General features: G+C 35.3%; 10 protein-coding genes. 9 read left to right on the top strand and 1 reads right to left on the bottom strand.

Going from position 1 to position 13,404, the window contains the following annotated elements; genetic code table 11:
* Together AC1DND_RS10235 and AC1DND_RS10230 are read left to right on the top strand one after the other, a co-directional pair.
* Positions 1-746 (top strand): DUF1015 family protein (locus AC1DND_RS10235; RefSeq protein WP_477581346.1); only part of this gene is annotated, 746 nt, incomplete at its 5' end.
* Between the two features lie 45 nt (positions 747-791).
* Positions 792-1,529: a lacto-N-biose phosphorylase central domain-containing protein gene (locus AC1DND_RS10230; protein ID WP_477581348.1), complete on the top strand. Its 738-nt coding sequence runs from the start codon at positions 792-794 to the stop codon at positions 1,527-1,529.
* Positions 1,530-1,534: 5 nt separating this feature from the next.
* On the opposite strand, the gene AC1DND_RS10225 is transcribed toward AC1DND_RS10230, so the two are convergent.
* Positions 1,535-2,104 (bottom strand): DUF1543 domain-containing protein, encoded by a 570-nt coding sequence (locus tag AC1DND_RS10225; RefSeq protein WP_477581344.1) that lies wholly within the window; start codon positions 2,102-2,104, stop codon positions 1,535-1,537.
* A 648-nt stretch (positions 2,105-2,752) separates the two neighbouring features.
* Between AC1DND_RS10225 and AC1DND_RS10220 the strand changes: the two genes are divergently transcribed.
* From AC1DND_RS10220 to AC1DND_RS10190, 7 genes are all read left to right on the top strand, one after another.
* Positions 2,753-3,940 (top strand): FAD/NAD(P)-binding protein, encoded by a 1,188-nt coding sequence (locus tag AC1DND_RS10220; protein ID WP_477581342.1) that lies wholly within the window; start codon positions 2,753-2,755, stop codon positions 3,938-3,940.
* Entirely contained in the window at positions 3,937-4,176 is a 240-nt protein-coding gene (locus AC1DND_RS10215; RefSeq protein WP_477581340.1) for a hypothetical protein, read from the top strand. The genes AC1DND_RS10220 and AC1DND_RS10215 overlap by 4 nt, the downstream gene beginning before the upstream one ends.
* A gap of 956 nt (positions 4,177-5,132) precedes the next feature.
* Positions 5,133-8,111: a SusC/RagA family TonB-linked outer membrane protein gene (locus tag AC1DND_RS10210; protein WP_477581338.1), complete on the top strand. Its 2,979-nt coding sequence runs from the start codon at positions 5,133-5,135 to the stop codon at positions 8,109-8,111.
* 18 nt (positions 8,112-8,129) lie between these two features.
* A complete protein-coding gene (locus AC1DND_RS10205) occupies positions 8,130-9,728 on the top strand; it encodes a RagB/SusD family nutrient uptake outer membrane protein (RefSeq protein ID WP_477581336.1) in 1,599 nt (532 codons plus the stop codon).
* A 19-nt stretch (positions 9,729-9,747) separates the two neighbouring features.
* On the top strand, positions 9,748-10,425 hold the full coding sequence (locus AC1DND_RS10200) for a hypothetical protein (RefSeq protein WP_477581334.1): 678 nt from the start codon (positions 9,748-9,750) through the stop codon (positions 10,423-10,425).
* A gap of 100 nt (positions 10,426-10,525) precedes the next feature.
* On the top strand, positions 10,526-11,548 hold the full coding sequence (locus tag AC1DND_RS10195) for a DUF5007 domain-containing protein (RefSeq protein WP_477581332.1): 1,023 nt from the start codon (positions 10,526-10,528) through the stop codon (positions 11,546-11,548).
* Between the two features lie 35 nt (positions 11,549-11,583).
* Positions 11,584-13,404 (top strand): TonB-dependent receptor plug domain-containing protein (locus AC1DND_RS10190; protein WP_477581330.1); only part of this gene is annotated, 1,821 nt, incomplete at its 3' end.

Genomic DNA, 13,404 nt, shown 5'->3' with positions numbered 1-13,404 from the left:
ATTTTGTGGTGCGTACGCGTGAACCTTTGGCAAGCGAATGGTCGCAGATGGGGCATTTCCTTTATCAGGTATTGGAAGAAGATGTTATTGAAAAATTTGTTGAAGCGTTTATGAAACTTCATGCGGTTTACCTTGCCGATGGTCATCATCGCTTGGAAGCAGCCTGTTCGTTGCAGAAAAGCACAGCTCAGCAGATCAGTTCGCTATTTGTTTCTGCCGATGTAATTTCGATAGGTGCCTTTCACAGAATGGTTTCGGGTATAGATATTTCTTATTCGCTGCTGATGGAAAAACTAAAAGCGTATTATTATATCTCAAAAATTCCCAATAACAAAGCTTATAAACCTGATCAGAAGAATAGGTTAGGCCTTTGTTTTAAAGGCGAATGGTACCAACTGGATTTAAATAAAGCTTCTATTGCATTGTCAGAAGTGCCAGATACGGTGATTTTACAATATAAAATCCTGTCGGCCGTGCTGGGTATCAACAAGCCAAAGGAAGACGAAAGACTAGTCTGCTTTCCGGATTGCAAATGGTCTCAATTTCTTGAAGCGCTGAATCACGATGAAACGTCAATTGGTTTTTCTCTTTTTCCGATGACAGCGGATGCATTTATTACTACTGCAGAAAAGGGTGAGTTTTTGCCGCCCAAATCTACCTGGATAGCGCCTAAGATCCCTCAGGGATTTATGGCGAGTAGCCCGGTGGCCATAACGGCGAAAGGAGAACAGGTAAGGGTAAATTAATAGTTAAACCTATAAAACAAACGATATGTTCGATCTCCATCTGTTCTGGCGAGTGCACAAACCGTTACTTTAGATTATTTTTTTAATCGCGAAACCCGAAAAAATAAAGCTGGAGAGGTAGAGCGTTTTCATTATTTATGGGGCAAAAGCGATTATGGGAATTTCTTTATTTTAGGAAACATCTTTAAGAAACAAGGCTTTAAGTTAGATTCTTTAGAAACGGCTCCTACTGCGGCCAAGTTAAAAGGAACTGATGTATATCTAATTGTAGATCCTGACCGACCAAAAGAAAATCCAAAACCAAATTATATCGAGGCTAAAGACATTGCCGAAATTTCGGTATGGGTAAAGCAAGGAGGCATATTGGTAATGTTTGCTAACGATAGTGCAAACGTAGAGTTGCCACACTTTAATAAACTTGCCAATGTATTTGGTATGCACTTTAGCAATGAAATGCAARACCATGTTATTGATGATAAACATTTTGAAGATGGTGCCATTTCAACCAAAAACAATCCAGTATTTAAAACGGCGCAGAAAATATTTATGAAAGATATTTGCTCCATTGAAACCAAGAATAGTGCAAAACCTGTTTTGAAAAATGCGGCTAATGCAACAGTTATTGCTTCGGCTAAATATGGTAAAGGAACAGTAATTGCCATTGCCGATCCATGGTTATATGACGAATATGTTAACGGACGTTTACCAAAAGAAATGGGTTTCGAAAATGATAAAGCAGCTGCTGATGTAGTGGCATGGTTAAAAAAACTGTCGAAAAAATAACGCTATTAAAGTTTATCTAGTTTAAAATAACCCAAATGAATTTCATCTTCAGGTAAATCGCCTGAAGATGTTTTTATTTCGATATGGTATTTTTGCTTCGATTCTTCGCTTAAAATATCTTCAATTTTATAAATATCGTCTACATCAATGCCATACTTTTCATCGATGTGGGCATTGGCGCCTTTTATCGAATTGGTTTTAAAGAATACCGTTTTCTTTGCTTCTTGTATAGCCTTCGCCCTTTCATCATGTACAGATAAAACAATATAATGTTGTTCGTATAGTTGGTTCGATTGGTAGCCACCAAGGTTAATGAAAAATAGTTTATTAGCAGAAAGAGTAGTATGGTTCTCTCTTAATTTGATGTTGATTTCGTAATTATCAACCTTATTCACTTCCCTCCAGCCATCTATATGTATACTGGTTCCTGCTTCGGGCCAAAAAGCTTTAATTTCGGGAACAAGCGCTTTAAGCGAATGGGCAATGCCAAAGAAATAATCGTGCTGTTCTACATTTCTTTTCGGTGCTTTCGATCCCAATAAAAGCATGTATAGTTTAGGTTGCTGTTCGTCCATATTTTAATTGATTGCCTTTTCTTTTAACAGCTACAATTATAATTGGTTTGTGATTTTCTATCTTCTTTTAACCGCAGAGAACACAAAGAGAGGACGCAGAGAACACAAAGCTAGAGATCATGCAGCCTAAACTTTCATTATAAATCCGATAGTAGTGGATGCCGATTCTTTACCGAAAAATCGGCACTGAATTAGCATTGGCTGGAACGATAGCGGGACTACCAAATCCCATGGAATACTGACATTTATTTCCGAAACCTAAAAGTGCAATAAACATCATTTATATTGATCTTTATGAAATAAATTATCTCTATCAATGACGGATCCCAACAGCGTGGTCGTCTTTCCCGCGCAGGCGGGAATCTTAAAGCGCTTGCATTACGATTCCCAATCAAGTTGGGAATGACGAACCGCCAAAACCTGTCATCAATACTCCGATGTATTTGAAAAATTCTAACCTCTATCAATGATAGATTCTAAAAATTGGCGTCATCGACTGGAGTGCAACGGAATGGAGAGATCTTTTCAATTCCATTATCCTCTTTACATTTTCCATCGATTTAAAACAATTTCGCTTTTTTAAGATTATATCACCTACAGGTTATCACCTGCTATTTTCGCCAACTAAATAAAACGCGTCAAGAATAAATGAATACAGCTACTGCAAACAAAAGAATTGCCATTATAGGTGGAGGACCCAGTGGTCTGTTCATGTACAAAAGATTAGTTGAGTCTAAAGCCACCAACTTCGAAATAGAGATCTTCGAGCGCAAAGACTATTTAGGGGCAGGTATGCCTTATAGTACCGAAGGAGCTAATGTAGAACATATAACCAATGTATCCGATAATGAAATTCCGATCATTTTTAATTCTATAGAAGATTGGGTTAAAATAGCACCTAAAGCGGTTTTAAAAAAGTTTAACATCAGCGAAGAGAAATTTAACGAATACAAAGTATTGCCCAGGCTATTTTTTGGCGAATACTTATCTGCTCAGTTTAATCTCCTGAAAGAAGTTGCGGCTAAAAAAGGAATCAAAACCAATGCCCACTTAAATTGCATTGTAGAAGATATTATTGATGTTCCTGATGACAATGCAGTGGCCGTATGTGTTCAAAATCATGATAAACTTTATTTCGATCAGGTTATTATCTGTACCGGGCACAATTGGCCTAAAAAATATGAGGGCAGGATTCCTAATTATTTCGATTCTCCATACCCACCTAAAAAAATAGAGTTAAAACTTAACCACGCTGTTGGCATTATGGGTTCATCATTAACGGCGATTGATGCCCTAAGAACACTGGCCAGGCAGAACGGCAAGTTTGAAGACAATGAGGATGGAACCTATCGTTATCATTTAGAAAGCAAGGGATTTAAAATTGTAATGCATTCGCGCAGTGGTTTATTACCTGCTATTCGCTTTCATTTGGAAGATTCACATTTAGGAAAGGAAGAAACGCTCAGCAAAGCCGAAATTCAGGCGAGTATAGCTAAGAACGGAGGATTTTTACCCTTGGATTTTGTATTTGAAAAGAATTTCAAGGAAATGTTCATTGAAAAGGATCCTGTTTTTTATGAGCAGATTAAAGAAATGAACCTCGAGGAGTTTGTGGAGGCCATGATGGCATTTAGAGAAAAAATAGAACCTTTCGACCTTTTTAAGAAAGAATACGAGGAGGCCGAAAAATCTATAGAAAAGCGGAAATCTATTTATTGGAAAGAGGCCCTGGCTGTTTTAAGTTTTGCCATGAATTATCCTGCTAAGTACCTTTCCGCTCAGTTAGTCCGGCCATGTTGCAGTTCCAATCTGCTGAGAACGGAAAAGAAGAAATGAAGCATAATGATTTAGTGATAAGGAAAGGCAATACTTACTTTTTAACTGTACCTGGTATCACTATCAATGATCATTTTCAGGTGGTTAATGAAGCGGGGCAAATGAATGAAAGAATCTATATTATGGCCGTTCCGTACATTGGTGGTTATAACCCCGATTATTCCGGAATCGATTTCTGTGAAGCCGCATCGGAGGCGGTATTGAAGCGTGTTTTAGTAGAGAATAAGTTTGCTTAATAAGATTTTCTGCATAGTTTCATGTATTCCTGATCACAGGAACGCTGTACTAAAATAAGTCTCATTTATGAAGTCAGTTTGTACTGTTTCTACAAAAAATACAGTTAGTAAAACGGTTTATGATTTACTGTTTTAAAAATAGTAAACAACAGTTTTTTGAAAAATAATTTATTAGGCTGATGTTTGATTTCTTTTGTAATTCAGAACAGAAATTACTTAAAAATAATATGCTTGATTTTTTTTTTAAAGAAAAAAAATTGCCTAACGTAGTGTTGCGGCTTGTTTTGTGTGAAAAAACAAACGTTTGCGCTCATTTTAACTGGTGTCTTTTTTCTAATACAATTTTAGCGATATTGGAGAATCTTGAATACTTGTACTTTAATCAAAATGTGGTTGGTATAAGTTAATTTTTGAACAGCATGTAAATGTTGTTTTTTGGTTTTGCTGGTAAGTTTTATTATCGGGAAGAATATTTTCTAGTGTAAGGGTAGAAATCTACTTCTTAGTAGCTTGTGCTTAAGCAATTAATAAACATATAGTTTTATTTTACTCCTTTTTTTAAGCAAACGTTTGCGTTAAGAAAAAATAAAAAACAACTTTCTTAATATATACCTTGCATTAACAAATCACAACTAGCCGATATTTTATTTTACTATTACGAGCAAAAAACTGTTAAACTAACAGGGAATAATTAATAAATAAAATAATAAAACCTCTAACCAGGGTATACAAACAAACAAACAAACAAACAAACAAAAACTAATCATTCTGGGCAATATATTTTGCTTTAAGAATTAATACTAACCATTCCAAACCACATTCCATGATCAAAAATTTTACTTTTTGTCTTAAGGCATTGTTTTGCCCAAAATCTCAAATCGAGATAATTTCTTAATTACATTTTTAACAATCCAGCTTCTTCTTTAAACACTTAAACTTTTAATTAAACTAATAAAATGGTTAAAATTTATACAAGCGTTTGTATTGCCTTGTTTTTATCGGTTTTTGGATCGCAATCTTTATACGCCCACGGGGCATGCCTTAAAATGGCTAATGACAGTTATTTTGTTTTTCAACAAGATACGACTAAAGCCAAAAAAGATTCGACTGCTTATTCCATTAAAACCGATACAATTGGCCAAATGGTTAGAGCACTGCAGAAATTCAAAAATGTGCGAGATACAATTAATATCCGTGCATCAAATCCAGTACCAAATTTATCACTACAGCAAATTGTTAAGGGAAATTTAGCAGGCGTATATGTGCAAGAGCCAAACGGCGAACCTGGTACAGAACAAAGTATGATGATTCAAGGAACATCAGGATTGTTGTTCAATAAAAAGGATATTTATGCTTTGCAGCCTGCCGTTTATTTAAATGGTGTGCCCTTGGTACAGGATAATCCTTTTGCTTTTGATGTGCAAAAGTATGATTACAATAGGATTGGTCCAGCTACCAATTTACTTTCACAAATCAATATCAATAACATACAATCTATAGTTGTTGTTAAAGATCCTTATGAATTAGCTAAGTTAGGGCCTAATGCGGCAAATGGAGCAATATATATAACCACCAAAAATGCCAGGGGAGGTTTAAGGGATATTAGTGTAAATTCTTATTTTGGATATGTAACAGCTCCCAAAGTAAATACAGTTAATGGAGTTTATGAAAATAATTTCAGAAAACCTTTTTATCAAAAATACGCTAATGCTCAAAATTTAGCCAGTTATGCCTCTTATTTAAAAGATTCAACTAATACAGCATATTATGGTCCATCAAACTGGAATGATCTTTATTACCAAAATACGCCCACATTTTCGGCTGATTTAGGGATTACTGGCGGAAGTGATCGGGCTAATTTTAGGTTTTTCGGTTCTGGAACAAAAAATGCGGGTAACGCCGATAATACTGATATCAAAAGATACAACTTGTTTTTTGGTATCAATATGGCGCCGTTTAAATGGATTACGGTATCAAGTACAGTAAATGCTTCAAGATTAGATCGTATTAGAAATAATAGCTTAAGAGATCGTTTTGCCGAGCAACGTTATATTCCTGATTTATCAAATCCATTGTCTCCAAATGCTGCTATTTATCAAGGTTTTTTAACTGAAACTGAAAAAAATGTTGACAATAACAGGTCAAGCATTTTAAATGGAAACTTAATTCTAGCTGCAAAAGTTAATAAGATAGCTATCACTTCAAGTTTAATTTTTGATTATAACGAGGGTGTTCGTGATTATTTTATCCCTTCAACATTAATAGATGGCGTTAACTATATCTCAAATTATTTCGGTTATAGTCAGCGCATACTAATAAATAACAATGCTGCTTATAAATTCGAAATCAATAAAAACCATGCTATTGATTTTGAGATAGGTCAAAGTTTTCAAGGCGATACCTATAAATATAATTATGCTAGAGCCTACGGTGATACCAAAAATGATTTTATTAAGCTACTTAAGGTAAATGGAAATTCAAATGATAACGACTATTTAGCTACTAATGGCTTTTATGTTTTCAGATATATTGATAAAGAGAAAAATAATTTATTGTCTTTTTATGGTTCGRCTAAGTATAGCTATAAAAACCTCTTAACTGTTAACGCCATTGTTAGAAGAGATGGCTCTTCTAACGGTCAACCAGATAGCCGATGGGTAACTACCTCGGCATTTAATGCTAACTATAACCTTAAGGAACAGTTCTTAAAAACAAACTCAACTTTTAATGGCTTAAATGTAAGTGCAGGATGGGGTAGGACGCTTAGGATATTTTTGGATGATCGTTTTGCAGCCGGACCTCAATACAGGTCTGAAAATGGATGGTTTGAAGAACCTACAATTCCGGGTTATGGTAGTAGATTGGGTATCAATAGACCCTATGGAAGCGGTTTTATAGGTTATGGCATTTCTTTACCTTATGCTGAAAGAACTAACCTGACTGTAGATGCTAGTTTCTTTAACAATAGATTAAATGCTGCGGTTACTGCCTATAATCGTAATGATAATAATCAGGTAATTGGTATGCCGGTCCCTTTTGAAACAGGATATGATTTGAATTACAAATCTGGTATGGCTATTAACAATAAAGGGATAGAATTAATAGTTAATGGTTTGGTAATAAATCGGCCTAAGGCATTAAGTTGGAGTACAGGTTTCAATTTTAACTATAACCGAAATAAATTAACGGCTTTACCTGATGGGGTAACTCAATTAATTCTTAACGAAAATAGACTAGAGGTAGGAAAACCTGTAGGTAGTTTCTGGTTATATACAAACAATGGTATTTATAATACGAATGCCGAAGTGCCTGTAGGTCTTACTTTTAACGGTATTCCAATCAAAGCAGGAGACCCTAAATGGGAAGATTATAATGGTGATAACAGAATTGACAACAAAGATAAAGTCATGACTGGTGATCGTTTACCAAAATTTGTAGGTGGTTGGAACAATACCTTGAATTATAAAAATTTCGAATTAAACTTCAACTTCATTTTTGCTTTGGGTCAAAAAGCGATTAACCAGTATCAAGCTACACGTTATGGTTTTATAAAAGCAGAAACGGGGAATGATATTAGTTCTGTTAAGGAAGTATCATCTTGGCAAGTGTTTGATAACGAAAAAAAATACCCAATCTACAATCCGTTTAGTGATGTAGATGCCTATCGTACAGATCAAGATTTATTCTTAGAAGATGCATCTTATTTAAAATTAAGATCAGTAACCTTAGGATACGATTTTAGCAAAGCGCCATTCTTTAAAAAATCTTCATCGAAAATTAAGAGAGCCTATTTATATGCTACGGCGATGAATCTATTAACCATGACCAAATTTACAGGCAGTGACCCTGAGTTAATTAACTACAATGGATACTATGATGGGGCTAATCTAACGATCCCGAAGACATTTGTTTTAGGACTTAAGTTGGATTTATAAAATATATAAGAAAAAGATATGAATAACACGATCAATAAAAGGAACAGTCTCAACAAAATTTCAATTGGAATTATTGTGCTACTGGTTGGTTTAGGGAACTTTTCTTGTAAAAAGATTGATGATGTACAATCGACAAGACTATCTACTGAAGAAACCAACTGGAAAACATTAGAAGACGCTAAGGCCAATTTGTTGTCTATTTACGGTTTGTTACGTTCGGCAACGGTTTCTGATAATGGACATTGGTTAATGGGCGATTTGCGTAAGGGCGATTTCCAAATCACGAATCGTGCCGATTTAAAAGCAATTGTAAACGGACAGCTAAATGCATCGTACCCTGTAATTAATAGGCTTACTAATTGGCGTAGGTTTTATGCCGCCATTAATGCGGCTAGTTTATATATAGAACGTTCTGGCGAGATTTTAAAATTAGACCCACGTTATACTGTATTGAATAATGGGGCAGATATTGCACAAGCAAGAACACTAAGAGCTTTAGCCTATTTTTATATGAGTAGAATATGGGGAGATGTACCTTTGTTAACCTCTTCTCATGACGGCGAATTTGTTCAATTACCTAGAACCTCACAACAGAAAGTTTTAGCATTTGCAACCAATGAATTGTTAGCTGCTGCTCAAGTGTTGCCGTTTAGATATGGAGGTACCGATCCAATATTGCCTGGCTTATATTATGGTGGTGGTTGGAGTTCATGGAATGGTATCGTGTTTAACAGATTAACTGCTTATACCTTATTGGCACATATAGCTGCTTGGCAAGGTAATTATTTAGATGTGGCTAATTATTCGAAATACGTTTTAGATAATCAAACAAAAGTAAATGGAGATGGAGCTTATAACATAGATTATCTTAGTATGGATGCATTGACGGAAAATGACAATGGAGCTACCAATCCGTTTGCTTTTAAAAGGTCAAGCTTAATAGTAGGCTTTGCTTTTGAGAATATTAATGGATTGACGTCTGCGAATGGTCACATAGAACAACTAACATTGGCCGAGCCCTTTATCCCTAAAGCCCAGCCAGAAATGTTTGTGCCAAAGGATACTATCAATAAGGCATTTACTGATCCATCAGATTTACGTTTCAGTATTGATCCGGTAACTAAGCTATATAGAACCAATTATTTTTATGACTATCAATCAGAATTACCAATTTTTAACAAAATAAAGGTTATTAATAGAGCTCAAAAAACTAGTGATGTGATGATGTATAGCTCGTCATGCGTAATTAGTCGTTTAGAAGAGATTACCTTGCTAAGGGCTGAGGCTTTAGCTGTACTTGGGGATAGAAACGGTGCCATTGATGCTTTAAATGTATCTACCAATAAAAGAGGAACGGCTTATTTAGCCTCATCTACTGTGCCAATTCTTGATGCCATTTTTGCAGAAAGAAGAAGAGAATTAATGGGAGAGGGCTGGAGATGGTACGATATTGTGAGATTGAACAGAATTAAAAATACTAATGGTGTTTTTGCCACTAAAAATGGTACGCCAATGACCTTTAAACAGTTTGAAGCTGCAGGAGGGGTTTATTGGCCAGTATCGCAAGATGTAATTAATGCGAATTCATTAATTACTCAAAATTCATATTGGCAATAATCATATAGCAAAAAAATACATGAAAAATAGATTATATAAATACCACATTTTGTTCGCATTAGTTGTGCTAAGTTTATGTTTTGGAGCTTGTAAAAAAAGCGATTCACCTTATCATGATTATGTGAATACGGTACAAAGCTTTAACGGTTCGGCTTACGAATACCTTAAAGCACAACCAAAAGGAACATTCGATATTTTTTTATCGGTTGTAGATAAGTATCCAGATTTAGTTAACACACTAAAAAATGAAAAAGTAACCTTGTTTGTTCCGGTAAATAAAAATTTTGAAACCGCATTGAAATACTTGAATGATCAAAGAATAGCAAAAGGAAAATCATTGATTGATTTAGACAATGCAGATCCTGCTCAGTTATTGTACATGACTTGCAAATACATTCTTAAGGATAATAAAACAACTAATGATTACAAGGAAACTATAGATGGTATTGATCAAGTGTCGGTTGGTTCTAATTATCTCATGCATATTAAATATGTAAAGTTAAGCTCTTCTGGTTATGTAGGCGGGGGGGCTGCACAATTAACTTTTAGCGATCCAAAGGGTGTTATTTTTACTAAATATTGGGTTAATACAACTACTGATGCTGTTAATATTAAAACCAATAATGCAACCATAAACATCCTTACTCCAATGCATAATTTCGGATTTGATGAGTTTACTGTAAGATTAGATAATTAACGTAAGAAAAAAATGATGACACCATCATGGGGAAGCTGTTCAACAGCAAGAAAATTTGCCCATGATAGCTTCATAACCATTAAAAAACAAATATATTCTAATGAAAAATATTAAATATGCTTTACAAATAGCATTAGCATTGCTTAGCAGTATTGGTCTGCTCTCGTCATGCAAAAAGAACTTGCCTGATGCACGGCTTTCTATTGCTAACAATTCGCAATTTACCCAATACGTCTATAAACCAGTGTTGGGAAGAAATACTTTATTTAGCAATAACTTTCAATACGGTAGTTCTAGTCGTCCTTTAGATTTTAAGATTGTAAATATGAGGACATTTACAGGCGAGCCAGCACCAGAATTGACGGCTTTTTATCCCGTAATGGTTTGGAAACAAGCCTATGATGGGACAGAAAAATCAATTGCTGAAATTGATGCTAAAAGAGCCTTAGAAAATCATCAATTGTTTGAGATAAGACCTCATTCGGGAGAGTTTTTAATGTGGGCGTCAGCCAATTCAAATCAAATAAAAGCACAACCAGATTCTGGTTATGTTTTCGATGTCGAAATGTCTAATTCTGGGGGTAGGAAATACTATCAAAATTTAAGACTATTGCCTTTTAAGGAACGCCCATATGAACCATCAAACTTAGATCCGGTTATTGGACAAAGCCCCAATGTTTCGGTATCTCCAAGTGGTGTAAATATTACAGGAGAGCGTGGTCAGCCTTTAAACGCTGGATCTGATGTACGTGTTGTATTTAAGAGAAATGGAAGTGGCAATAGCTTAACTTTCAAATTCACAGATACCTTATCTAATCCTATAGATCCTAACAAGTTTGCTGCTACAGATTGGGCTAATTTGGTACACGGGTTTAACATGGTTAAAACAGATAAATATGTAAAATTCGATGCGGCTTATCCAATTCCATTAAGTGCATATCCAACAAAGTATACTACTTTATCTGGTACTCAAGCTAGGGTAGTGTTTAGGTTTAACAGACAAGCTTTCGGAAATGTGTTGCAGCAATGTTTTGTAGCATTGAATTTTAACATTTACCAACAAGGCGATTGGGAAATTACTTTCCAGTTTTTAAGGGACAGACCAAAATTTGATAATGATTAATGGACACAAATAGATTTAAACAAAACATATTTCCAATGAAGTATTTTTACACCATAGCATTTTTATTGATTTTTGGTTTCCAGAGCAAGACCTTTGCACAGCAAAAAATTGTGGTTAATGGAGTAGTATATGACGGCTCAACAAAATCAAAGCAAACTTTACCCGGGGTAACTGTACTGGTAGATGGTAAAGTGGTTGCACAAACAGGTCGCGAGGGTAGTTATAGGGTTACTGTAAATAACAACGCTGTATTAACTTTCAGTTATATCGGTTTTCAGTCCGTAAAGGAAAAAGTAAATAATAGAACCACTATCAATGTTACTTTAACTGAATCAAGTGATACTAAACTAAAAGAAATAACCATTACTTCCGGTTACCAAACCAAAACCAAAACATTAAATACAAGTTCTGCAGTAACTATTTCTGGTAAAGAGTTACAAGGGCAACCTGCTGGCGATGTGATCTCTCTGTTACAGGGTAAAGTTGCAGGCTTAAACATCCAAAATAATACTGGTGCACCAGGTTTTAGGGGCTCTGTTACTATCCGTGGTATCTCTAACATTAATGTTAGTGGAGAGGGTAACTCTAGTTTTCTTACGCCAACATCACCATTGTATGTAATAGATGGTGTACCGGTTGATGATAATGCGGATTATTCTTATGGTTTTCAACCAGCTGGGCCGGGCGTTTCTCCGGCATCTCAAATTCCACCTGAGGAGATTGAAGATATTACCGTTTTAAAAGATGCAGCAGCAACTGCCCTTTACGGATCGAGGGGTGCTTATGGAGTTATCTTAATTACCACTAAACGTGGTAACTCTAAGGTGCCAGTAATACGTTACAGCGGAAGTACATTTTTGTCTACGGTACCGCAATTACGTACAGTAATTGGAGGTAAAGACGAACGTTTATTAAGAATAGACCAGATTTTACGTAATGATACAAGTAAATATAAGGCAATAGATAAAATTAATGGTACGCCATTTCTTGCTGATAGTTTAAATGCTTATTACAATAATTCTACAGATTGGCAGTCGTACTTTTATAGACCTACAATTAACCAAACCCATAACTTAAATATTTCTGGGGGCGATGTTAAGTTTAATTATAAAGTTGCGTTGGGTGTTATTGATCAAAGTGGTATCCAAAAAAATACAGGTTATACCCGTTATAATTTGAATATGAACATGGGGTATCAGCCAAGTGATAAATTCAAATTGGTTGGGTCATTATACAACTCTATACAGAAACAACAAACTGGAAGCGGAAATGGCTTGCAGAACGAGGGGGTGGCAACTGGGGGCAGTTCCTCGTCGTTATTACCTGCACCATCATTGTATTCGTCTGTAAACTCTGTATTGGGCGCATTAACTACAGATAATGATAGTAAGGTTTTAAATACAACGGCAACTATTAATGCAGATTACGAGGTGCTTAAAAATTTTAAAATTGGCACTTATTTGAGCTATACTGGGGTATCTAGTGTTAAAGATAATTTTTCTCCAGCAGCATTAAATGCTAACCAGTCTCAGAATTATACCTATAATGATAGGTCAACCACATTGTACAACCGTAACCAGTTATCTTATTTTTATTCACTTAAAGAAAAAGGTGAGGATGCCCATAATTTCTCTCTATTTGCTTTCTCTGAGTTAAGGTCTTCTTTTTTTAAGGCAGATGCGATGTTAGACCAAAAAGGAGTAAACGATCAACTACGTGGACCATTGACAAATTCTCCATTCGGAGGTACCATTAGTTATACAGATTTGAAAACAATTGCTTTTGCAGGTGCTTTCTCTTATAACTACAAGCAAAAATATGTAGTGGATTTTAATTATCGTTTAGATGGATTATCT

Source organism: Pedobacter sp. 01N416, from assembly GCF_056399685.1.
Note: the sequence above shows the minus strand (reverse complement) of the source record. Positions and strands in the feature narration are given on the sequence as shown.

Excerpts from the sequence above, each read along its gene's own strand:
- AC1DND_RS10225 (WP_477581344.1), bottom strand. The coding sequence starts at position 2,104 with ATGGACGAACAGCAACCTAAACTATACATGCTTTTATTGGGATCGAAA.
- AC1DND_RS10220 (WP_477581342.1), top strand. The coding sequence starts at position 2,753 with ATGAATACAGCTACTGCAAACAAAAGAATTGCCATTATAGGTGGAGGA.
- AC1DND_RS10215 (WP_477581340.1), top strand. The coding sequence starts at position 3,937 with ATGAAGCATAATGATTTAGTGATAAGGAAAGGCAATACTTACTTTTTA.
- AC1DND_RS10205 (WP_477581336.1), top strand. The coding sequence starts at position 8,130 with ATGAATAACACGATCAATAAAAGGAACAGTCTCAACAAAATTTCAATT.
- AC1DND_RS10200 (WP_477581334.1), top strand. The coding sequence starts at position 9,748 with ATGAAAAATAGATTATATAAATACCACATTTTGTTCGCATTAGTTGTG.
- AC1DND_RS10195 (WP_477581332.1), top strand. The coding sequence starts at position 10,526 with ATGAAAAATATTAAATATGCTTTACAAATAGCATTAGCATTGCTTAGC.